At 64.4% G+C, this 20,881-nt stretch carries 22 protein-coding genes; 8 read left to right on the forward strand and 14 right to left on the reverse strand.

The window, feature by feature from the left end:
* Positions 1-163: 163 nt before the first annotated feature.
* Positions 164-814, reverse strand: coding sequence for a hypothetical protein (locus CG51_RS02210; RefSeq protein ID WP_051929990.1), 651 nt, complete (start codon positions 812-814; stop codon positions 164-166).
* A gap of 91 nt (positions 815-905) precedes the next feature.
* A complete protein-coding gene (gene parC, locus CG51_RS02215) occupies positions 906-3,215 on the reverse strand; it encodes a DNA topoisomerase IV subunit A (protein ID WP_035741985.1) in 2,310 nt (769 codons plus the stop codon).
* A 162-nt stretch (positions 3,216-3,377) separates the two neighbouring features.
* Between parC and CG51_RS02220 the strand changes: the two genes are divergently transcribed.
* From CG51_RS02220 to CG51_RS02245, 6 genes are all read left to right on the forward strand, one after another.
* The gene (locus CG51_RS02220; RefSeq protein WP_035741411.1) at positions 3,378-4,205 is read left to right on the forward strand and encodes an SDR family NAD(P)-dependent oxidoreductase; all 828 of its coding nucleotides are present in this window, start codon (positions 3,378-3,380) and stop codon (positions 4,203-4,205) included.
* 134 nt (positions 4,206-4,339) lie between these two features.
* Complete coding sequence (locus CG51_RS02225) at positions 4,340-4,540, forward strand: twin transmembrane helix small protein (RefSeq protein ID WP_035741415.1); 201 nt, start codon at positions 4,340-4,342, stop codon at positions 4,538-4,540.
* Positions 4,540-5,112, forward strand: coding sequence for a cob(I)yrinic acid a,c-diamide adenosyltransferase (locus tag CG51_RS02230; RefSeq protein ID WP_035741418.1), 573 nt, complete (start codon positions 4,540-4,542; stop codon positions 5,110-5,112). Before CG51_RS02225 ends, CG51_RS02230 begins: the two co-directional genes overlap by 1 nt.
* 117 nt (positions 5,113-5,229) lie before the next feature.
* Positions 5,230-5,991 carry an electron transfer flavoprotein subunit beta/FixA family protein gene (locus tag CG51_RS02235; RefSeq protein WP_035741419.1) on the forward strand — a complete coding sequence of 254 codons (762 nt, stop codon included), beginning with the start codon at positions 5,230-5,232 and terminating at the stop codon, positions 5,989-5,991.
* Positions 5,991-6,917, forward strand: a complete 927-nt coding sequence (locus CG51_RS02240) for an electron transfer flavoprotein subunit alpha/FixB family protein (protein ID WP_035741422.1) — start codon at positions 5,991-5,993, stop codon at positions 6,915-6,917. Before CG51_RS02235 ends, CG51_RS02240 begins: the two co-directional genes overlap by 1 nt.
* Before the next feature lie 117 nt (positions 6,918-7,034).
* Positions 7,035-7,910 (forward strand): 3-hydroxybutyryl-CoA dehydrogenase, encoded by an 876-nt coding sequence (locus CG51_RS02245; protein ID WP_035741425.1) that lies wholly within the window; start codon positions 7,035-7,037, stop codon positions 7,908-7,910.
* On the opposite strand, the gene CG51_RS02250 is transcribed toward CG51_RS02245, so the two are convergent.
* The 5 genes from CG51_RS02250 to CG51_RS02270 all read right to left on the reverse strand — a co-directional run bounded on the left by CG51_RS02250 (position 7,911) and on the right by CG51_RS02270 (position 10,739).
* Complete coding sequence (locus CG51_RS02250) at positions 7,911-8,186, reverse strand: HPr family phosphocarrier protein (protein WP_035741988.1); 276 nt, start codon at positions 8,184-8,186, stop codon at positions 7,911-7,913. It lies immediately after the preceding gene.
* On the reverse strand, positions 8,183-8,587 hold the full coding sequence (locus CG51_RS02255; protein WP_035708542.1) for a PTS sugar transporter subunit IIA: 405 nt from the start codon (positions 8,585-8,587) through the stop codon (positions 8,183-8,185). Before CG51_RS02255 ends, CG51_RS02250 begins: the two co-directional genes overlap by 4 nt.
* Complete coding sequence (rapZ, locus tag CG51_RS02260; protein ID WP_051929991.1) at positions 8,584-9,528, reverse strand: RNase adapter RapZ; 945 nt, start codon at positions 9,526-9,528, stop codon at positions 8,584-8,586. Before rapZ ends, CG51_RS02255 begins: the two co-directional genes overlap by 4 nt.
* Complete coding sequence (locus CG51_RS02265; RefSeq protein ID WP_035741427.1) at positions 9,525-9,932, reverse strand: HPr kinase/phosphorylase; 408 nt, start codon at positions 9,930-9,932, stop codon at positions 9,525-9,527. Before CG51_RS02265 ends, rapZ begins: the two co-directional genes overlap by 4 nt.
* Positions 9,933-10,064: 132 nt before the next feature.
* Positions 10,065-10,739 carry a response regulator transcription factor gene (locus CG51_RS02270; protein ID WP_035741429.1) on the reverse strand — a complete coding sequence of 225 codons (675 nt, stop codon included), beginning with the start codon at positions 10,737-10,739 and terminating at the stop codon, positions 10,065-10,067.
* 259 nt (positions 10,740-10,998) lie between these two features.
* On the opposite strand from CG51_RS02270, the gene CG51_RS02275 reads away from it, so the two are divergent.
* Together CG51_RS02275 and CG51_RS02280 are read left to right on the forward strand one after the other, a co-directional pair.
* Complete coding sequence (locus CG51_RS02275; protein ID WP_035741430.1) at positions 10,999-12,597, forward strand: phosphoenolpyruvate carboxykinase; 1,599 nt, start codon at positions 10,999-11,001, stop codon at positions 12,595-12,597.
* A gap of 191 nt (positions 12,598-12,788) precedes the next feature.
* Positions 12,789-14,141 (forward strand): MFS transporter, encoded by a 1,353-nt coding sequence (locus CG51_RS02280; RefSeq protein WP_035741432.1) that lies wholly within the window; start codon positions 12,789-12,791, stop codon positions 14,139-14,141.
* Positions 14,142-14,189: 48 nt separating this feature from the next.
* Here the strand turns inward: CG51_RS02280 and CG51_RS02285 are convergent, their stop codons facing one another.
* From CG51_RS02285 to ftsL, 7 genes are all read right to left on the reverse strand, one after another.
* A complete protein-coding gene (locus CG51_RS02285) occupies positions 14,190-14,516 on the reverse strand; it encodes a glyoxalase superfamily protein (protein ID WP_233141163.1) in 327 nt (108 codons plus the stop codon).
* The gene (locus CG51_RS20340) at positions 14,506-14,670 is read right to left on the reverse strand and encodes a hypothetical protein (RefSeq protein ID WP_158212518.1); all 165 of its coding nucleotides are present in this window, start codon (positions 14,668-14,670) and stop codon (positions 14,506-14,508) included. Before CG51_RS20340 ends, CG51_RS02285 begins: the two co-directional genes overlap by 11 nt.
* Before the next feature lie 73 nt (positions 14,671-14,743).
* On the reverse strand, positions 14,744-15,829 hold the full coding sequence (mraY, locus tag CG51_RS02290) for a phospho-N-acetylmuramoyl-pentapeptide-transferase (RefSeq protein ID WP_035741434.1): 1,086 nt from the start codon (positions 15,827-15,829) through the stop codon (positions 14,744-14,746).
* The gene (locus tag CG51_RS02295; RefSeq protein ID WP_035741437.1) at positions 15,829-17,268 is read right to left on the reverse strand and encodes a UDP-N-acetylmuramoyl-tripeptide--D-alanyl-D-alanine ligase; all 1,440 of its coding nucleotides are present in this window, start codon (positions 17,266-17,268) and stop codon (positions 15,829-15,831) included. The genes mraY and CG51_RS02295 overlap by 1 nt, the downstream gene beginning before the upstream one ends.
* On the reverse strand, positions 17,265-18,746 hold the full coding sequence (locus tag CG51_RS02300) for a UDP-N-acetylmuramoyl-L-alanyl-D-glutamate--2,6-diaminopimelate ligase (protein ID WP_035741440.1): 1,482 nt from the start codon (positions 18,744-18,746) through the stop codon (positions 17,265-17,267). Before CG51_RS02300 ends, CG51_RS02295 begins: the two co-directional genes overlap by 4 nt.
* A gap of 14 nt (positions 18,747-18,760) precedes the next feature.
* Positions 18,761-20,545 carry a peptidoglycan D,D-transpeptidase FtsI family protein gene (locus tag CG51_RS02305; protein ID WP_035741442.1) on the reverse strand — a complete coding sequence of 595 codons (1,785 nt, stop codon included), beginning with the start codon at positions 20,543-20,545 and terminating at the stop codon, positions 18,761-18,763.
* Positions 20,542-20,880, reverse strand: a complete 339-nt coding sequence (gene ftsL, locus CG51_RS02310; protein WP_035741445.1) for a cell division protein FtsL — start codon at positions 20,878-20,880, stop codon at positions 20,542-20,544. Before ftsL ends, CG51_RS02305 begins: the two co-directional genes overlap by 4 nt.
* Position 20,881: the final 1 nt, after the last annotated feature.

Genomic DNA, 20,881 nt, shown 5'->3' on the forward strand with positions numbered 1-20,881 from the left:
TTCGTCCGTTCAAACTTTGCCTTTGCCATCGTCGAGGCGCCCCATGTCCGGGGGTCCGGAATGGACCCGATTAAACACGCGGGGCTACCTATTAGGCCAAGGGCCGGAAATCAAGCACCACTTGCAGAATGACCCTGCGACCAAGCCAGGCGCGACACCCGGGTTACGGGTTGGGTGGAGTGGCGGGGCGGGCATGCCCCCCCGTCCGGCGGGCTTCAGCGGCTGCGGCGGCCCGCGCCTCCTCCATCGCCGCCTCGTCCTCGGGGGTGAGCTCGAACCACTCGGGATGCTCCAGCATCCAGTCCTGAACTTCCTTCGCGGCATTGCGGGCGAGGTTGCGGAGCTGGCTTTCCGCATTCTGGGTCAGACCGGAGCCGACGAAGGTCGCGCCCGTCAGATTCTCCCAGATGGTGAGCTGCTTGGGTTCAGTGTTGATCTTCTTGCGCCGGATATCGTCCCAGACGTTGGCGCTGATGACCAGCACCGACTTCGGCGAAGCGACGACGGGAACCCCCGGCGGGCCAAGCGCATAGGCATCCACATTGATCGCGATGTGATAGAGCTTGCGCCCCTCATAGCTTCCGAACCGTTCCTGCACGGCGTCCCGGAGGGCGGTTTCAAGCTGCTCCGTCGTCACCGCGCGCGAGATGGGTACTTTCTGTGCATTCTTCGCCACGACAATGTTGTAGCCGAGACGGAACTCCCCCATCGGCGGCAGTTCGCTTTGCACGACACGTCGCTCGCCGATTCCCCCACAGGCAGCCAGCAGCAGAAGCAGCGCCGGAAGGGCGAGACGATGGAAGGCTCGGATCATCGGGGTCTCCGCATCGGATTTGGCAGCGCTGCGTGGCGGCAAGGTCGCCCCAGCCATAGCCGAGCGCCCCGCGCCGCGCAATCCGCCGTCCTCAGTCACGGGTGAAGCGGTTGTCCCTTGGGAAGCCGCGCGGTGCCATCCGCCCGGTGGAGGAACGCGCGGCCAGCCACTCCGTCAGGTCCGTTTCCGTCCGTGTCCGCCCTGCCGGATCCTTCCAGCTCAGCCCGTCGGCCAGCGTGAAAGTCCGTACGTCGGACAGGCCGCCGTCCTTGTATTTCTGAAGCCGCACACCCTTGCCGCGGCTCATCTCCGGCAGTTCTGTCAACGGGAAGACCAGCAGCTTGCGGTTGTCGCCCACCACAGCGACATGGTCGCCCGAGACGGGTTCACAGATTTTCGCCTTCGCCTCCCCCGACAGGTTCAGCAGCACCTTGCCGGCACGGGTCTGGGCGAGCGCATCGTCCCCCACTACGACGAAGCCGTCACCGGCATCGGATGCGACGATATAGCGCGCGCCCGGACGATGCACGAACAGCGCCACGATCTCCGCCTCGTTGGGCAGGTCCACCATCAGGCGCACCGGTTCCCCCATGCCGCGCCCACCGGGCAGGTTGGCGCCGATAAGCGTATAGACCCGACCGTTGGAGCCGAGGAGCAGGATCCGGTCCGTCGTCTCCGCGTGGAAGAGATAGCCCGGCCCGTCGCCGTCCTTGAACTTCATCTCCGTTCCCGGTGCGGCATGGCCTTTCAGCGCGCGGATCCAGCCCATGCGCGAGCAGACCACGGTGATCGGCTCGCGCTCGATCATCGCCTCATAGGACACGTCCTCGATCTGGCCGGCCTCCGCGAAGGTCGATCGGCGCGCGCCGCCGGGAGCGGACTTGCCGAACTGACGGTCAACCTCTGCCAGTTCCTTTCCGATCTGCTTCCATTGCCGTGCCTCGGAGCCGAGCAGCGCCTCCAGTGCTTCCCGCTCCTGCGTCAGAGCATCATGCTCCCGCCGCAGGTCCATCTCCTCCAACCGGCGGAGAGAGCGGAGACGCATGTTCAGGATCGCTTCGACCTGGACCTCGGTCAACTCGCCGTGCCCCGGCACGGGCGGGCTGTAGTCCTTCTCCGACATGGCGCGGACATGGGCGCGGGACCAGTCCTCCGCCATCAGCGCGCGCTTCGGATCGTCGTCGTAGCGGATGATGTCGATCACCCGATCGAGGTTCAGATAGGCGACGAGCAGCCCGGCCAGCACCTCAAGCCGGTGATCGATCTTCTCCATCCGATGCGAGGAACGGCGGATCAGCACTTCGCGCCGATGGTCGAGGAAGGCGCGCAGCACCTCCTTCAGCGAACACACCTTGGGCGTGCGTCCGTCGATCAGCACGTTCATGTTGAGCGAGAAGCGGATTTCCAGATCGGAATTACGGTAGAGCTGGGCCATCAGCACTTCCGCATCCACGTTCTTGGACCGCGGCTCCAGCACGATACGCACGTCCTCGGCACTCTCATCGCGCACATCGGCGAGGATCGGTACTTTCTTCAGCTGGATGAGTTCGGCCAGCCGCTCGATCAGGCGGGATTTCTGCACCTGATAAGGGATCTCGGTCACCACGATCTGCCAGGTGCCGCGCCCCAGATCCTCCGTTTCCCACCGCGACCTGAGCCGGAAGGAGCCGCGCCCCGTCCGGTAGGCCTCCACGATGGAATCGCGCGGTTCCACGATCACGCCACCCGTCGGGAAATCGGGGCCGGGCACCAGAGCCACCAGCGATTCGTCAGTGATCGTCGGCGTGGCGATCAGCGCGCGGCACGCAGCGACCAGTTCGCCGAGGTTGTGGGGCGGTACGTTGGTCGCCATCCCGACCGCAATGCCGGAAGCTCCGTTGGCCAGCAGGTTGGGGAAGGCGGCCGGGAATACCACCGGCTCCTCCAGCGTGCCATCGTAGTTCGGGCGGAAATCGACGGCGTTCTCCGCCAGGCCCTCCATCAGCGCCTCGGCCGCGGGGGTCAGCCTGGCTTCGGTGTAGCGGGAGGCGGCGGGATTGTCCCCATCGATATTGCCGAAGTTCCCTTGCCCGTCCACCAGGGGATAGCGGACCGCGAAATCCTGCGCGAGCCGCGCCATCGCGTCATAGATCGCGGTATCGCCATGCGGGTGATAGTTCCCCATCACGTCGCCGGAGATCTTCGCAGATTTACGGAACCCCCCGGAGGAGGACAGCCGCAATTCCCGCATGGCATAGAGTATCCGCCGGTGTACCGGCTTCAGCCCGTCCCGCGCATCGGGAAGGGCGCGATTCATGATCGTGGACAGCGCATAAGTCAGGTAACGCTCGCCAATGGCACGGCGGAGCGGTTCCGAACTGGTGGGCAGCCCGTGTTCGATATTGTCGGAGGCGTCGGTCATGGCCCGATCTAGCTTGAGCAGACGGGCACGGTCCAGCGGGAAGTGTGGCGGCAAGGGCTTTCACCGGGGCGCCGGCCGGGCCGTCGACGGATCGCGCGGGAACTGGACCTTCGTGACGCGGATGTGCAAGTTCGCGGCCCCGCCCACCGCACAAGGAAACGCATGACCCGCTCCATCCTCATCACCGGATGCTCCTCCGGCATCGGCCTTGATGCCGCGCGCCGACTCCACACCCTGGGCTGGCGGGTGTTCGCCACCTGCCGGAAGGCGGAGGATTGCGCGCGTCTTGAAGCGGAAGGGCTGGAGAGCCTGCCTCTCGACCTGGCGAGCGAGGACAGCGTCGCCGGGGCGGTCGCTGAGGTGCTGGCGCGCACCGGCGGCGGGCTGGATGCCCTCGTAAACAATGGCGCGTTCGCCTGTCCCGGCGCGGTGGAGGATCTGCCGCGCGGCGCGCTCCGCGAGGTGATGGAGGTCAACCTCATCGGCACACATGACCTGACCCGGCAGGTGATCCCGGCCATGCGGCGGCAGGGGCGCGGCCGGATCGTCACCGTCTCCTCCATCCTTGGGGTGGTGCCCGCTCCATGGCGGGGCGCCTATGTCGCCAGCAAATTCGCGCTGGAGGGGCTGACGGATACGCTGCGACTCGAACTCTCCGACACGCCGATCTGGGTGAGCCTCGTAGAGCCCGGCCCCATCGCGACGCAATTCCGCGTCAATGCCAAGCTTCATTTCGAGCGCTGGATCGACTGGGAAGCGTCCGCGCGCCGGGAACAATACCGCACGAGCCTTCTGGAGCGACTTTACGGCACGCCCAAGAAGGATCGCTGGGAACTGCCCCCCTCGGCAGTGACACGTGTCATCCTCCGCGCGCTGGAAAGCCGCAGCCCCCGCCTGCGCTACACAGTCACTACGCCCGCGCTGCTGGGTGTGACGCTCAAACGGCTGCTGCCGGATCGGGTGATGGATGCGCTGCTCCGGCGGCAGTAAGGGTGGCCTTGCGCCGTGAGGGGGCGTAAGACGAAACAAACACTGAAAGTCGGAGAACGCAGGGCCTTCGCGCGCCAGACCCGGATCGCCTGATCGAGAATCGCGGAAGACCCAGAGCCAACATCGGAGACAGCATGCTCCACGACCCCTTGTTCCTCATCGTGGCGATCGCCTGTTTCGCCGTGCTCATCATCCTGATGATCGGAGTGGGCGGTTTTGCCCGAGGGGGCGAGTTCAATCGCCGCCATGCCAACCGGATCATGCGTTACCGCATCATCGCCCAGGCGGTGGCCGTGATCCTGATCCTGATCTTCGTTTACCTGCGGAGAATGTGATGGTCGTGCTCAACCGCATCTACACCCGCACCGGCGATGGCGGAGAAACCGCGCTTTCCAACGGCGAGCGCGTCCGAAAGGACAGCCTGCGGGTGGAAGCCTACGGCACGGTGGACGAAACGAACGCGACAGTCGGCCTCGCGCGGCTGCACGCTGAAGGGGACATGCACGCGCGGCTCGGCCTTATCCAGAACGATCTGTTCGATCTGGGAGCAGATCTGTCGCGCCCGGGCATGGACCGGGACCATGAGGCAAAGTACACCCCTCTCCGCATCGTTGCCGCCCAAGTGGAACGGCTGGAGGCGGAGATCGACGAGATGAACGCCGCATTGTCACCGCTCCGATCCTTCGTGCTGCCGGGGGGAAGCGCCCTTGCCGCGCATCTGCATCTTTGTCGCACCGTGTGCCGGCGCGCGGAACGTCTGGCCGTCGCACTTGCCGCCGAAGGCGACGTGACGGAGGCGGCCGTGCGGTATCTCAACCGCCTGTCCGACTGGTTTTTCGTGGCGTCGCGCGTCGCCAACGACAACGGCGCGGCCGATGTGCTCTGGGTGCCCGGCGCGAACCGTTGACGCTGCGAAGCAGCACGAAGTGCGAATTTTCCCTGTCCTGTGCCGATCCAACTCGCTAACAAGCCGTTGGAGAGCATGAACCGCGCCTCTGAACGGGCGCACGGAGGGGAGTTGCCCATGAAGATATTGGTGCCTGTGAAGCGGGTGATCGACTACAACGTCAAGGTTCGCGTGAAGGCGGACGGTTCGGGCGTTGACCTTGCGAACGTCAAGATGTCGATGAACCCGTTCGACGAAATCGCGGTCGAAGAAGCGATTCGACTGAAGGAAAAAGGCGCGGCCGAAGAAGTGGTCGTGGTTTCAATTGGCGTGAAGCAGGCGCAGGAAACGTTGCGCACCGCACTCGCCATGGGGGCTGACCGGGCAATTCTCGTCGAAGCCGCCCCGGATGTCACCACCGACATCGAGCCGCTCGCCGTTGCCAAGATCCTCAAGGCCGTCATCGATGCGGAGCAACCGGGCCTTGTCATCACCGGTAAGCAGGCAATCGACAACGATATGAACGCCACCGGCCAGATGCTGGCGGCACTCCTCGGCTGGGCGCAGGCGACATTCGCCTCCGAACTGGTGATCGAGGGCGATTCCGCCGTCGTGACCCGCGAGGTGGATGGTGGCCTGCAGACGGTGAAGGTGAAGCTGCCCGCCGTCGTGACGGCGGACCTGCGGCTGAACGAGCCGCGCTATGCCTCGCTGCCGAACATCATGAAGGCGAAGAAGAAACCGCTCGAGGAAAAGACCGCCGCCGACTACGGCGTCGATGTCACGCCGCGGCTGAAGGTCATCAAGACCGTGGAACCGGCGGGCCGCAAGGCCGGGGTGAAGGTCGGCTCGGTCGATGAGCTGATCTCCAAACTGAAGAACGAAGCGGGGGTGCTCTGATGGCTGTGCTTCTTGTTGCGGAAGTGACGGGTGCCGATCTCGCTGTCGATGCGACGGCGAAGGCTCTGTCGGCGGTGAAGTCGCTCGGCCCGGTGACGGTCCTCGTCGCGGGCGAAGGCGTCGCCGGCGCGGGTGAAGCGGCTGCGAAACTGGATGGCGTGGCCAAGGTGCTCGTCGCCGATGCCCCGCTCTACGGGCACGGTCTGGCAGAGCCTCTGGCCGATCTCGTGGTCAGCCTCGCGGGGGATTACGAGCAGATCGTCGCGCCCTCGACCGCATCGGCCAAGAACGTGATGCCGCGCGTGGCCGCCCTGCTCGACGTGATGGTAATCTCCGACGTCTCCGGCGTGGTGGACGGCTCCACCTTCGAGCGCCCGGTCTACGCCGGAAACGCGATCCAGACGGTGCAGTCCTCCGACCCGAAGAAGGTGCTGACCGTCCGCACCGCCAACTTCCAGGCAGCAGGCGAAGGCGGTTCGGCGCCTGTGGAATCGGTAACGGCGGCAGCTGACCCGGCGCTGTCCTCTTGGGTGGAAGACAAGGTCGCGGCCTCCGACCGCCCCGAGCTCACCTCGGCCAAGATCGTGGTCTCGGGCGGGCGTGGCGTCGGCAGCCAGGAGAACTTCGCCGTCATCGAGAAGCTGGCCGACAAGCTCGGCGCTGCGGTGGGCGCGTCCCGTGCCGCCGTCGATTCGGGGTTTGCACCGAACGACTGGCAGGTGGGCCAGACCGGCAAGGTCGTGGCGCCGGACCTCTATGTCGCGGTCGGCATCTCGGGGGCAATTCAGCACCTCGCAGGGATGAAGGACAGCCGCGTCATCGTGGCCATCAACAAGGATGAGGAAGCGCCGATCTTCCAAGTGGCGGATTATGGCCTCGTCGGCGATCTCTTCACCCTTCTGCCCGAACTGACCGAAAAGCTCTGAGCCTTTCGGCAGCATCAGCGACATGGCGGGGCCTTCGGGCCCCGCTTTCTTTTGCACCCGCCTCTGTTGCCGCGGCGCGGCGCGCGCCCTAAGGTCTGCGCAAAGACGGAGGATGACATGCAAGTGAAAACGGTGGGCGTGATCGGCGCCGGGCAGATGGGCAACGGCATCGCGCATGTGTTTGCCCTGTCGGGCTACGATGTGGTGCTGAACGACATTTCGGCGGAGGCGCTGGAGCGGGCGAAGGGCGTGATCGCCAAGAACCTCGACCGGCAGGTTCAGCGCGAGAAAATCACGGCCGAAGAACGTGAGACCGCTTTCGCCCGCATCAGCACCACGACGTCCCTCCCCGATCTCGGCCCGACCGATCTGGTGATCGAAGCGGCGACGGAGCGGGAGGCGATCAAGCAGAAGATCTTCGAGGATCTGGTGCCGCATCTCAGGCCGCATACGATCCTGACGACGAATACCTCGTCGATCTCCATCACCCGCCTCGCCTCGCGTACTGACAGGCCGGAAAAGTTCATGGGGCTGCACTTCATGAACCCTGTTCCGGTCATGCAGCTTGTGGAGCTGATCCGCGGTATCGCGACCGATGACGAGACGTTCGAGACGATGCTGGCCATCGTGGAATCGCTCGGCAAGACGGCGGCCGTAGCCCAGGATTTCCCGGCCTTCATCGTGAACCGCATCCTGGTGCCGATGATCAACGAGGCGGTCTACACGCTCTATGAAGGCGTGGGTTCGGTGACCTCCATCGATGAATCCATGAAAATGGGAGCGAATCATCCCATGGGTCCGCTTGAGCTTGCGGACTTCATCGGTCTGGACACGTGCCTTGCGATCATGAACGTGCTGCACGAGGGCTTCGGCGACACGAAATACCGGCCCTGCCCGCTCCTTACCAAATACGTCGAAGCGGGCTGGCTTGGGCGCAAGGCAAAACGCGGGTTCTACGACTACCGGGGGGAAAAGCCGGTTCCCACGCGCTGATCAGAACTCCTCGCCGAAACGCCCGGAGACAAGCGTCTCGAGCGCGTCGGCGAGCTTCTCTGCCTCCGCACCCTTCGTCTCGACATGGATCGTGGTGCCCCGTGACGCGGCGAGCATGAGGAGCCCCATGATCGAATCGCCGGAAACAGTCATGCCGTCCTTGGATACGGCCGCCTCCGCATCGTGGCCTTCAACGACCTCGACGAACTTGGCCGAAGCGCGAGCATGAAGGCCCTTCTCGTTCACGATCCGCAATTCCCGTGCGAAGCCCGTCACGAAGCAGCCCGCGGTGCGCAAAGATCAATGCTGTTGATATATTTCCGCCCCGCATCCATCGCGACCTCGACCGCTTCCTGAACAGTGAGGTTCCGCGATTTCGCCAGCTTGATGAGCATGGGGAGATTGGCACCATAAAGAATACGACGCCCTCCCTGCGTACAGGCACGAAGCGACAGGTTGGAGGGCGAGCCTCCAAACATGTCGGTTACCACGACGACGCCGTCTCCAGTGTCCACCGCATCGGCGGCGCCGAAGATTTCTTCCTGCTTCGCCGCGCGATTATGGTCTTCCTCGATGGAGATCGCCCGGATTCCGTCCTGCTTGCCGACCACATGCTCGACGGCTGCCAGGTACTCCCGGGCAAGGCCTCCATGCGCGACGATCACGATACCGATCACGCCCCAGTCACCTCACGCCCTAGTGTCTCGAATGCTGCAGGGGCAACGGACCCTCTGCGCTCCAGTTCCCTATGTCTTTTTGACACCGGCCAGCCCGCTTCCGCAAGCGTCTTGGCCATTTTTTCTGCAGTTGCAACGGACCTGTGCTGTCCCCCTGTGCAACCGAAGGCCACCGCCAGATGCGTCTTGCCCTCCTCAACATAAGCGGGGAGCAAGCTTATCAGGAGATCCCTCGCCTTCACGAAAAAGGGATCGAACCGCGGATCCGCCTCCACGTAATCGGCAACGGCAGGATCGCGGCCATCCTTCTGGCGCAGAAGCGGATTCCAGTGTGGATTACGCAGGAAACGACAGTCGAACACCATGTCCACGCCACGCGGCAGACCCCGTTTGTAGGAGAAGGAATGCACGGATATCGCAAGCGCCCCCCCGCGCTCGTGCGCGAACCAGCGCGAGATTTCCTCCCGCAGATCATGCGGAGTCATTTCTGACGTATCGATAAGGACATCCGCGCGTTCCCGAATCGGGGCGAGAAGCTCAAGCTCCCGCTGAATCCCCAGCGCGGGCTGCTCCGAAGGGGCGAGCGGATGGCGGCGGCGCGTCTCGGAATACCGCCGCACCAAGACGTCCACCGCGCAGTCCAGATAGAGCAGATCGACGTCTATCTCCGGCAGCGCAGTCATGACATCTATGAGTTCGAGCGTCGCATCAGTGGAAAAATCACGGTTTCGCACATCGATACCCAGCGCGAGCGGATGGACGAGCGCTCCGCCTTCCAGCAGCTTCGGCACCATGCGAAGCGGCAAGTTGTCGATCGTCTCGTAGCCCAGATCCTCAAGCGCGGCGAGCGAACTGGACCGTCCGGCCCCGGAAGCTCCGGTCACCAAGACAATCCGGCTCTCGCCGGGAAGATCGTCCTGTCGCGTTCCATCGCCCGTCATGCGATTCGTCCCGCCTTGAGCCATTGCAGCAGCGCTGCGGGAAAATGGGGAGCGTCGACCCTGAATAGCAAGGGGAGTGCGACACCAAGGACATCATGGCTGCGCGGCTCGGGCAGCCGGGCCTTCTCCATCCGGTCAAGATCTGTCACCAGCGCGAGCGGAACGGCCTCCGCGGCAACCGCGGCGAGAATGCCGACCCCCCGCGCCTCCACCCGGCCGTGGATCGTCTCGGGCGACATCGCCATCACGATATCCTCCCGACGGAGGAGCCTCGTCCTGTCATCGGCCACAAGCTCCGCGCCGAACGCCATCAACTGGAGGACGAGGCCCGATTTACCGCTCCCCGACCGGCCAAGGATCAGCAGTCCACGTCCGGCGACGGACACCGTGCTGCCGTGAACCAATACGCCCTCCCCGGCTGTCGCCGCCGGTTGTCGTCCGTCTGCCCCCAATGCGCACCTCTCGCGGTCACGGCTCTCAGGGAGAGTGTATCACCAGCGGACGCCGATGGGTAACCTGACCTTTTGACAGCCTTGTCAACCAGAGCTGAACCGGTATCCCCCGCCATAGAGCGTGCGTATCGCGGCAAAAGCCGGGTCAACGGCACGAAACTTTCGGCGTATCCGCTTGATATGGCTGTCGATGGCCCGCTCTGCCCCACCCGCCCCAAAGGTGTCGAGCAGTTCCTCGCGCGTGCGAAGACGGCCCGGATAGCTGGCGAGCCGGTCCAGAATCGCGAACTCACGCGTCGTCAGCGGAACGGGCGCGCCTTTCCACCGCGCGACACGGCCGGCGCGGTCGAGATCAAGGCCGCCTCTCACAAGCGTATCGCTCTCCGGCACATGGCGGCGCAGAACGGCACGTATGCGCAACGAAAGAAGCGGAGGAGATACAGGCTTGCGCAGGAAGTCGTCGGCGCCGAGGCGGAGCGCGTCCGTCTCCGCCGCCTCTCCATCGCAGCCTGTAAGGAAGATAACCGGAAGACGACTGCGTCGCCGCACCCGGCGGAGCAGGCACAGACCGTCTATCAGAGGCATCCCGATATCCATGATCGCCAGGTCGGGCGGCCGCCGCCCGAAGGCTGCAAGAGCCACCCTTCCGTCCGCATATCGCTCTACCACGAACCCATCCCGCTCCAGCAACCGCCCAAGCGAAATGAGCATGTGACGGTCATCGTCCACGAGTGCGATACGCTCCCCTTCCGCCGCCATCACCCAGTCTCCCGAATCGCCTGCACCTCCCCAATGTAGGGGCAAAAAGGGAACAAACCCCTAACATCCTGTGCACGCCGCGAATTACTGCCAATGATGGCGCTAACCTTTTCGTGCTAGCGCTAACCCATTGAAAGCGTCCTATTCATTCTGAAATCCGTTCTGTAAGATTGATCTGTCACCCACTTCCGCCGCCATCGCACCGCCCGCGACGGAGAGTTATTTTCATCGCCTAATCTGGGGGCATCGGAGCTTGACTATGACAATTGGACACGTGAACCCCGCCTGCCGCCTTGAGGATCAGGGTCTGGCCGGGCTGGGGAACGTCTATTACAACCTCCTTGAGCCCGCGCTGGTCGAAGAGGCGCTGAAGCGGAACGAAGGTACGCTCGGCAAGGGTGGGTCGCTTCTGGTCAATACCGGCAGCCACACCGGTCGGTCCCCGAAGGACAAGCACGTTGTCCGGACTCCCTCGGTCGAAGACAAGATCTGGTGGGAGAACAACGCGCCGATGGCACCGGAGGCCTTCGACCAGCTGTATGAGGACATGATCGCGCACATGAAGGGGCGTGATTACTTCGTGCAGGATCTGTTCGGCGGTGCCGATCCCGCCCACCGGCTGGATGTGCGGCTGGTGACGGAGCTGGCGTGGCACGGGTTGTTCATCCGGCATCTCCTGCGGCGGCCGGAGCGGCAGGAACTGGACTCGTTCCAGCCGGAATGGACCATCATCAACTGCCCGACCTTCAAGGCCGACCCCAAGAAGCACGGCTGCCGGACCGAGACCGTGATCGCGCTCAACTTCGACAAGAAGCTGATCCTGATCGGCAATACCGCCTATGCGGGTGAGAACAAGAAGTCCGTCTTCACGCTGCTGAACTACATCCTTCCCGAAAAGGGCGTCATGCCGATGCACTGCTCGGCCAACCACGCACCCGGAAACATCGGAGATACGGCGATCTTCTTCGGCCTGTCCGGCACCGGCAAGACGACCCTCTCCGCCGACCCGTCCCGCGTCCTCATCGGCGATGACGAACACGGCTGGTCGGAGAGCGGCACTTTCAACTTCGAAGGCGGCTGCTACGCCAAGACGATCAGCCTCTCGCCCGAAGCCGAGCCGGAAATCTACGCGACCACCTCCAAGTTCGCGACCGTGATCGAGAACATGGTGTTCGAGCCCTACACCAAGGCGCTGGATTTCGAGGACGACAGCCTGACCGCGAACATGCGGGCAGCCTATCCGCTGGACTACATCTCCAATGCGTCCGAATCCGGTCTGGGCGGGCATCCGAAGAACGTCATCATGCTGACCTGCGATGCGTTCGGTGTGCTTCCCCCGATCGCACGCCTGACGCCAGCGCAGGCGATGTATCACTTCCTCTCCGGCTTCACCTCCAAGGTTGCCGGCACCGAACAGGGCGTGACCGAGCCGCAGCCGACCTTCTCCACTTGTTTCGGCGCACCGTTCATGCCGCGGCGGCCGGAAGTCTATGGCAAGCTCCTTCAGGAGAAGATCAACAGTCAGGGCGCAACCTGCTGGCTGGTCAACACCGGCTGGACGGGCGGCGCCTACGGCACGGGCAAGAGGATGCCGATCAAGGCCACGCGGGCGCTGCTCGCCGCTGCGCTCGACGGCTCGCTGAATGGCGGCAGCTTCCGCAAGGATCCGAACTTCGGCTTCGACGTTCCGGTTTCCGTGCCGCATGTGGACGCACAGCTGCTGGACCCGCGTTCGACCTGGGCCGATCCGGCTGCCTATGATGCGCAGGCAAAGAAACTCGTGGAGATGTTTGCGGCGAACTTTGCCCAGTACGTTCCCTATATCGATGATGAGGTAAAGGCTGCCGCGATCGGCTGAGCCGCCACCCACGTCAGTCAAGGAAGCCCCGGCGGAAACGTCGGGGCTTTTTCATGGCCATCGGACGCCAGGCGGACAGAGCGCATCTTGTCGGCAGGCAAGAGGGCTGCTAACCCACGCGACGGAAAATTCCCCGGCCCGGCAGGAAAGAGCCGCCTTGCGTCGCGGAGCCAGCCACAGAAAGCAATAACATGTCCACCTCGTCCCAAGCGGCCGCGGAGCCCGCCGCACCCGTCAATTCAAGAACTAACGTCATTCTGGCCAGCCTCGTCGGAACGACCGTCGAATTCTACGACTTCTACGTCTATGCCACGGCGGCCGTGCTGGTCTTCCCGCACCTGTTCTTCCCCGCCGGCAACGATACGACGGCGCTCCTCGCCTCATTCGCCATCTTCGGCGCTGCAATGATCGCCCGTCCGTTGGGCGCGATCTACTTTGGCCACTTGGGAGACAAGAAGGGGCGCAAGCTCACGCTGGTCGGCGCGCTGCTGACCATGGGGATCGCGACCTTCCTGATCGGCCTGCTGCCGACCTACCACATGGTAGGCTGGCTGGCGCCGCTGCTCCTCGTCATCCTGCGGCTGGCGCAGGGTTTTGCCATCGGCGGCGAATGGTCGGGGGCGGCGCTTGTCGCGACCGAAAACGCGCCAAAGGGCAAACGCGCCCTGTTCGGCACCTTCCCGCAACTTGGGGCACCGCTCGGCTTCATCATCGCGAACGGCCTGTTCCTGATCATCGCCGCTGTGATGCCCTCGGATGATCCGTCGCGCCCCTCCGAAGCCTTCCTGAGCTGGGGCTGGCGCATCCCGTTCCTGTTCTCCGCCATCATGGTGATCGTCGGCCTTTACGTCCGGCTGCATCTGGTGGAGTCGGAAGCCTTCACCAAGACGGTGCAGAAGGGCAAGGTCCAGAAAGTTCCGCTGGCCGCCGCGTTCAAGCTGCATTCGCGCGAACTGATCCTCGGCACGTTCTACATGCTGGCGACCTATGTGCTGTTCTATCTGATGACCACCTTCTCGCTGTCCTACGGGCGCGCTGCGACCTCTGCGGCACTGCCAGGGTTGGGCTACGATTACCGCACCTTCGTGCTGATGATGATTCTGGGCGTGGTATTCTTCGGTATCTTCACGATGGTTTCCGGTCCGCTGGCCGACAAACTCGGTCGCCGCAAGACGCTGATCTGGGTGACGCTGGGGATCATCGCCTTCGGTCTCATCTGGGTGCCGATGCTGTCCGCGGGCACCTTCGGCGTCGTGGCGTGGCTTATCCTCGGCTTCTCGCTGATGGGGATGACCTTCGGGCCGATGGGCGCGCTGCTGCCGGAACTGTTCCCGGCCAACGTCCGCTATACCGGCTCAGGCATCTCCTACAACGTCTCCTCCATCCTCGGCGCAGCCGTCGCCCCGTTCATCGCCGTGGCGCTCTGGAGCTATGGCGGGGGCAGCCCGTTCTGGGTCGGCGTCTATCTGTCGGTCATGGGGGTGCTGACGCTCATCGCTTTGCTGGTCGGCAACGAAACCAAGGATGTTGACATCAACCACTGATCCGCAGCGATCATGGTCCCGGGGGCGCGTCGCCGATGCGCCCCTTTTTCATGTCCGCTCGCGGAACCTGATCCGGTTGCCGAACGGATCGACCACCTCAAGCGGAAGCGCCCAGGGGGCTTCCTCCCGTCCGCGTCGGTTGAAGCGATATTGCTTGTCGAGCAGGTCGCGGTGAAAGGCGCGGATGCCCTCGGTCTTCACGAAAGCGGTTGATCCGGGGGGCGGGTCGCCATGGTGTTCGGACAGATGCAATTCGAAGCCGCCGCGCTCCATTCCCATGTAAAGCGGCGCCCGGGGGGCGAAGCGGTGCTCGAACAGGACGCGGAAGCCAAGAATGTCGCAGTAGAACTCCCGCGCCTTCGCCTCATCGAACATGCGAAAGATCGGAGAGCAGCGGGGAAAGCGTATGCCGGTCATGCCACGCCCACCTGTCGCGCGACGATCCCGGCCATGCGGGGGGGAGAGGTCGATCCCCCTCCTCCATCAGCGCCATCCGAAAGGTATCGGCCATCGCCCGCTGTATCGCCATTGGCTGCTCTCCTGATTGTGGAGGCAGTTTACCGGCTCCGCGGCGGAGCGCGCTGCAATTCTCGCCCCTTCACTCACCGCAGTTTCAGCGTCGCCAGCCCCACGAGTGCCAGAATGATGGACACGATCCAGAAGCGGATGACGATCTGCGGCTCCGCCCAGCCCTTCTTCTCGAAGTGGTGGTGGATCGGGGCCATCAGGAATACGCGACGCCCAGTGCGTTTGAAATACAGCACCTGAATGATGACGGAGAGTGCCTCCACCACGAAAAGCCCACCCACGATGGCCAGCACGATCTCATGCTTGGTGGCCACCGCGATCGCGCCCAATGCCCCGCCGAGCGCAAGCGATCCGGTATCGCCCATGAAGACCGCCGCAGGGGGCGCGTTGAACCACAGAAAGCCTAGCCCAGCCCCGATCAGCGCCGCGACAAAGATCACCAGTTCGCCGGTCCCGGGCACGTAATGCAGGCCAAGATAATTGGTGAAGTCCACGCGCCCCACGAAATAGGCGATGATGCCAAAGGAGGCGGCCGCGATCATCACCGGCATGATCGCCAGACCGTCCAGACCGTCGGTCAGGTTCACGGCATTGGCCGCGCCCACGATCACCAGCATCGCGAAAGGAATGAAGAACAGGTGCAGGTTGAACAGCGCGTCCTTGAAGACCGGCAGGGCGAGCTGAAACCGCAGTTCGGAGGGCTGAACCCATGCGCAGGCGATCGAGGCAAGCAGCGCGATCACCAGACCGATGCCGATGCGGACGCGACCGGAGACACCCTTGGTGTTGTTCCGCGTGACTTTCCGCCAGTCGTCGGCAAAGCCGATGGCACCGAAGCCCAGCGTCACGAACAGGACGATCCAGACGTAGGGATTATCGAGACGCGCCCAGAGCAGGGTGGAAGTCGTCAGCGCCGACAGAATCAGCGCGCCCCCCATCGTCGGCGTGCCCGCCTTGGTCACAAGATGGCTCGCCGGTCCGTCATCGCGGATGGGCTGGCCATGCCGCTGCTTTGACTTCAGAAATTCGATGAACGGACGCCCGAATATAAAGCCGATGACCAACGCGGTGAAGAACGCCGCGCCCGCCCGGAAGGTGATGTAGCGAAACAGATTCAGGAAGCCGCCGCCCTGCGCGAACTCCGCCAGCCAATAAAACACTATTCTCCTCCCGCCGCCTGGGCTTCGGGAGTTCCGAGACGGCGCAGCGCCTCCACCACGGGGGGGAGTTTGATCCCCTTGGAACCTTTCACCAGCACAACATCTCCTGCGTCGATCAGATGGCGGAGACGTGGAATAAGGCTCTCCGCCGTCTCATGCCACTCGCCGCGTTTCTCACGCGGCAGCGCGGCATGAAGTGCCCTCATCCGCGGACCGACGCAATGCACGAAGTTGAGGGTGGTCATGGCGGGATGCGCGGCAATCTGCCGATGCATCTCCATCTCCTCCGGGCCGAGTTCGAGCATGTCGCCAAGAATGGCCACCCGGCGGCCCTTCACGAAACGACCCGGCCCATCCTTCGGCTCCGTCGCCGCCAGCAGGTCAAGCGCCGCACCCAGCGAGGCCGGGTTGGAGTTGAAGGAGTCGTCGATCAGATCGAAAGCCATCCGGTCGTCGATGACGTCGAGCAGGATCCGCTCCCGCGCGCCGCGGCCTTCCGGCGGCGCCCAGCGGCCGAGGTCCAGAATCGCCATCGTCAGGTCCAGCCCGAGCGCGTCGCTGACCGCAAGCGCGGCAAGCCCGTTCATCGCGAAATGTCGCCCCGCCGAGCGCACGCGGAACAGGATCGTCCGTCCCTCCGCCAGCGCACGGGAGGAGGTGGCGCTGTCGGTGATTCGCGTTTCAAGAAGTTGCCAGTCACAGGCCGGGGTGGCCCCGAACCAGGTGGTCGCGACCCCCTCGGCCCGCTTTGCAAGAAGTGGCGTGACGGCCAGGTCCCCTGGCAACACCACATGCCCTCCCGGCTCCAGGCCGTCGAGAATGGAGACCTTTTCGATCGCGATCGCTTCCAGAGAATCGAACGCCTCGAGGTGCGCAGGCGCCACTGTGGTAATCAGCGCGACATGAGGACGGGCAAGCCGGGCCAGCGGCGCGATCTCTCCCGGATGGTTCATGCCGATCTCTATGACAGCGAAGTCGCTGTCTGCGGGCATCCGGGCAAGCGTGAGCGGCACTCCCCAGTGATTGTTGAAGCTTCGCACCGCCGCATGCACACGTCCCTGACCGGAAAGGATCGCGCGCAGCATCTCCTTGGTCGATGTCTTGCCGACGGAACCGGTGACGCCGACGACCCGTGCCGCGCTGCGTTCCCGCGCGGCCCGCCCCAGTTCTTCCAGCCCCCGCAGCACATCGGGGACAATCAGCAAGGGCGCATCCTCACCAATCCCCTCCGGCACACGGGAGACGAGCGCCGCCGCAGCCCCCTTGTGGAGCGCTTCGGCCACGAAATCATGTCCGTCACGCACGTCGCGCAGCGCCACGAACAGATCGCCCGGCACAATTTCCCGCGTGTCGATAGCGACGCCCGTCGCCTCCCAGCGCCGCGTGACGCGCCCGCCTGTGGCACGGGCCGCATCCTCCGATGTCCAGAGCACGGTCATATCCGCTTGCCGTCCAGAGCAGCGACGGCGATGGAAGCTTGCTCGGCATCGTCGAACGGATAGTCCTGATCGCCGATCGTCTGGCCCGTCTCATGCCCCTTGCCCGCGATCAGCAGGGCATCGCCCGGCTGGAGCGCGTCCACCGCGCGCAGGATGGCCTCCGCCCGGTCGCCCACCTCGTTGGCCTCCGGCGCCCCACCCTTCACGGCTGCGCGGATCACGGCGGGATCCTCGGAACGAGGGTTGTCATCTGTCACATAGACGACATCCGCATAACGCTGCGCGGCCTCTCCCATAAGTGGTCGCTTCGCCCTGTCCCTGTCGCCGCCCGCGCCGAGGACCACGATGATGCGGCCCAGCACATGCGGGCGCAGCGCCTTCAAAGCGGTCGCCACCGCATCCGGCGTATGGGCGTAATCCACGAAGACCGAAGCGCCGTTGGCGCGCGTGGCGACAAGCTGCATCCGCCCGCGCACGGTGGAGAGCGCCGGGAGCGCCTCGAACACCCGTTCGGCCTTGCTGCCTGAGGCGATGGCAAGCCCCGCCGCCAGCAACACGTTGTCAGCCTGAAAGCCACCGATGAGATTCAGCCGCACCTGACGCGGCTTTCCCTGCCAGTCGAACCGCAGCTCCTGCCCGGTCGCGTCGAACCGCTGGGCGGTAATGCGGAGATCTGCAGAACCGCGCCCCACACCCAAGACAGGAAGGCCCCGGTCATGACAGAGCCGCGCGATTTCGACGCCTTTCGGATCGTCCATGTTCACCACGGCGGAGCCGTCATCGGGCAGAACACGCGTGAAAAGCCCTGCCTTAGCCGCGAAATAGGCGTCGAAATCATGGTGATAGTCGAGGTGATCCTGCGTGAAATTGGTGAACCCCGCCGCGCGGAGCCGTACACCGTCCAAACGCCGCTGCTCCAGCCCGTGCGAGGAAGCCTCCATCGCAGCATGGGTGATGCCTTCGGCCGCCATCTCTGCCAGCAGCCGGTGGAGCGTCAGGGGCTCCGGCGTAGTATGGGTCGCGGGCGCGGAAAAGGCGCCCTCCACCCCCGTCGTGCCGATATTGGCGGCGAGATGGCCAAGCCGCGTCCAGATCTGACGGGTGAAGGTGGCGACAGAGGTCTTGCCGTTTGTGCCGGTGACAGCGACCATCACCTGCGGCTGCGCGCCGAACCATAGGGCCGCCGCCCCTGCGAGCGCGGCGCGGGCATCCTCCACCACGATCACCGGAATATCTGTCCCCGCCAACGCCTCCCGCGCCATCTCGGCACCGGCAGGATCCGTCAGCACTGCGCCCGCCTTCATGCGGAGCGCGTAGGGAATGAATTCCGCGCCATGCATCTTTGTGCCGGCAAGGGCGGCGAACAGATGGCCGGGCTTCACGCTGCGGCTGTCCACCGACAGTCCGGTGATCCGCGTCTCCCGTCCGTCGCGGGCGCGCAGCCCAAGTTCGGAAAGGCTCTTGGTCGTCTCGGGCATCGCAGGCTCTCCGGTCAGTTCCGCACGAGCGTTAACGCAGCGGGCTGCGCCGCTTCAACCTCGGGCCGCAAACCGAGAAGCGGCGCGATCCGCCGGATCATCTCCGCGGCGACGGGAACCGCGGTGAAACCGGCTGTCCGCCGCGGTATCGGGCCAGAGGTTTCAACGGCTTCGTCAAGGCTCACGATCAGCACGTATTTCGGGTCCGACATCGGAAAGGCGGAGGCGAAGGTTGCGATCACCTTGTCGTGAGCATATCCCCGGCCATTGCGGAGCGGTTTTTCCGCCGTGCCCGTCTTGCCGCCGACGTCGTAGCCTTCCACCTTGCCGTAGGTGGCACCCGATCCTTCCTCCACCACTCCGCGGAGCATCTCCCGCGCCATACCGGAGGTGCGTTCGGAAATCACACGCTCGCCCACGACAGGTTTGTCCTGCCGGATAAGCGTCGGATTGACCCGCGTTCCGCCGTTGACGATCGTCGCATAGGCGGAGGCGAGGTGCAGCGGGCTGGCCGACATGCCATGCCCGTAGGCGATGGTCATGGAGGAGATCTCCGACCAGACCTTCGGGATCAGCGGTCGCGCGCCCGGGGCCTCCGTCAGCTCGACTGTCGTCGGTGAGAGGAAGCCCAGCCGCTTCAGGAAGTCCTGCTGACGCGGACCGCCGATCATCTGCGCCAGCCGGGCGGAACCGACGTTGGAGCTTTTCTCGATGATGCGGAGCACGCTGAGCTGCGCGCCGTAGTTGTGCATGTCCTTGATGCGGAACCGGCCCCAGTTGAAGGGGCGCGTGTCAATTATCGTGCTCGGCGTCACGAGGCCGAGATCGATCGCCTGCGAGGCGGCGAAAATCTTGAATGTGGAGCCGAGTTCGTAAAGCCCCTGCACCGCACGGTTGAAAAGCGGGCTATCCGACGGGTCGCCTTTCACTGGCGGCAGGGGGCGGTCGTTCGGGTCGAAATCCGGGTAGGACACCATGGAGATGACCTCTCCCGTATGGACATCCATCAGGATGGAGGTGGCACCCTTGGCGTTCATCAGCTTGACCCCGCCCGCGAGGATCTGCTCCGCCGCGGCCTGCACGGAAAGGTCGATGGACAGCTCCAGCGGCTCGCCACCGTTGGCCGGATCGCGAAGATAGTCGTCGTAGATCTTCTCCACCCCCGCCGTGCCGATGACTTCGGCCGAGGAAACCCCCTCCCGCCCGAAGCCCGCACCACCCAGAATGTGGGAGGCGAGCTTTCCGTTCGGATAAAGCCGCATCTCCCGTGGGCCGAACAACAGGCCGGGGTCGCCGATGTCATGAACCGCCTGCATCTGCTCGGGCGAGAGCTTGCGCCGGATCCAGAGAAACTTGCGGCTGCCGGTGAAATCCTTGACGAGTTGATCTTCCTTCAGATCGGGGAAAATCTCCGCCAGCTCATGCGCGACCCGCACAGGTTCGATCATCTGCTGTGGCTGTGCGTAGAGCGAATGCGTGACAAGATTGGTCGCCAGGACCCGCCCGTTTCGGTCCACGATATCCGCTCGCTGGGCGACGATCGGAGAGCCGACACCTGCAATCGCCGGTTCCTCCGGCTCCACCGAAGCCAGCAACCCCATGCGGGCACCGATCGCGGAGAAGGCCGCGAAGAAGAACAACGACAGAACCAGAAGCCGCCCCTCTGCGCGCACACGCGCCTTGTCACGGGCCGTTTCCGCGCGGAGGCGGATGTTCTCCCGCTCGATGGCATCTGGATTCTCCCCCTTCTCGCGAGCGGAGAGAATGCGGGCAAGCGGGCGGAGGGGGGTCCGGGTCACGGGAGCGTCTCCTGATCGGTCGGGGCGGCAAGCGGATCTGGCACGGTGGGCAACGGATAGGTTACGGAAGCGACGCTGCCGAATTGCGACGGCTCCAGCGGCAGCAGCTTCAAGCGGTCGAAATTGATGATGGTCAGTTCCGCGAGCCGGTCGGGCCGGTTGAGGTAGGCCCATTCTGCTTTCAGAACACCCATCGCCTCATGCAGCGTGCCGATCTCCCGGCGCAGGCGTGCGGCCTCACGGGAAGCCTCCTGCGTGTGGTAATTCTCCTGATAGGCCCAGTAGGCGAGGCCCATCACGGCGAGGGCGGAGAGGACGTAGAACAGGCTCCGCATC

The organism is Haematobacter missouriensis (assembly GCF_000740775.1).
Taxonomy (GTDB): domain Bacteria; phylum Pseudomonadota; class Alphaproteobacteria; order Rhodobacterales; family Rhodobacteraceae; genus Haematobacter; species Haematobacter missouriensis.

Excerpts from the sequence above, each read along its gene's own strand:
- CG51_RS02210 (WP_051929990.1), bottom strand. The coding sequence starts at position 814 with ATGATCCGAGCCTTCCATCGTCTCGCCCTTCCGGCGCTGCTTCTGCTG.
- parC (WP_035741985.1), bottom strand. The coding sequence starts at position 3,215 with ATGACCGACGCCTCCGACAATATCGAACACGGGCTGCCCACCAGTTCG.
- CG51_RS02220 (WP_035741411.1), top strand. The coding sequence starts at position 3,378 with ATGACCCGCTCCATCCTCATCACCGGATGCTCCTCCGGCATCGGCCTT.
- CG51_RS02225 (WP_035741415.1), top strand. The coding sequence starts at position 4,340 with ATGCTCCACGACCCCTTGTTCCTCATCGTGGCGATCGCCTGTTTCGCC.
- CG51_RS02230 (WP_035741418.1), top strand. The coding sequence starts at position 4,540 with ATGGTCGTGCTCAACCGCATCTACACCCGCACCGGCGATGGCGGAGAA.
- CG51_RS02235 (WP_035741419.1), top strand. The coding sequence starts at position 5,230 with ATGAAGATATTGGTGCCTGTGAAGCGGGTGATCGACTACAACGTCAAG.
- CG51_RS02240 (WP_035741422.1), top strand. The coding sequence starts at position 5,991 with ATGGCTGTGCTTCTTGTTGCGGAAGTGACGGGTGCCGATCTCGCTGTC.
- CG51_RS02245 (WP_035741425.1), top strand. The coding sequence starts at position 7,035 with ATGCAAGTGAAAACGGTGGGCGTGATCGGCGCCGGGCAGATGGGCAAC.
- rapZ (WP_051929991.1), bottom strand. The coding sequence starts at position 9,528 with ATGACGGGCGATGGAACGCGACAGGACGATCTTCCCGGCGAGAGCCGG.
- CG51_RS02270 (WP_035741429.1), bottom strand. The coding sequence starts at position 10,739 with ATGGCGGCGGAAGGGGAGCGTATCGCACTCGTGGACGATGACCGTCAC.
- CG51_RS02275 (WP_035741430.1), top strand. The coding sequence starts at position 10,999 with ATGACAATTGGACACGTGAACCCCGCCTGCCGCCTTGAGGATCAGGGT.
- CG51_RS02280 (WP_035741432.1), top strand. The coding sequence starts at position 12,789 with ATGTCCACCTCGTCCCAAGCGGCCGCGGAGCCCGCCGCACCCGTCAAT.
- CG51_RS02285 (WP_233141163.1), bottom strand. The coding sequence starts at position 14,516 with ATGTTCGATGAGGCGAAGGCGCGGGAGTTCTACTGCGACATTCTTGGC.
- CG51_RS20340 (WP_158212518.1), bottom strand. The coding sequence starts at position 14,670 with ATGGCGATACAGCGGGCGATGGCCGATACCTTTCGGATGGCGCTGATG.
- CG51_RS02295 (WP_035741437.1), bottom strand. The coding sequence starts at position 17,268 with ATGACCGTGCTCTGGACATCGGAGGATGCGGCCCGTGCCACAGGCGGG.
- CG51_RS02300 (WP_035741440.1), bottom strand. The coding sequence starts at position 18,746 with ATGCCCGAGACGACCAAGAGCCTTTCCGAACTTGGGCTGCGCGCCCGC.
- ftsL (WP_035741445.1), bottom strand. The coding sequence starts at position 20,880 with ATGCGGAGCCTGTTCTACGTCCTCTCCGCCCTCGCCGTGATGGGCCTC.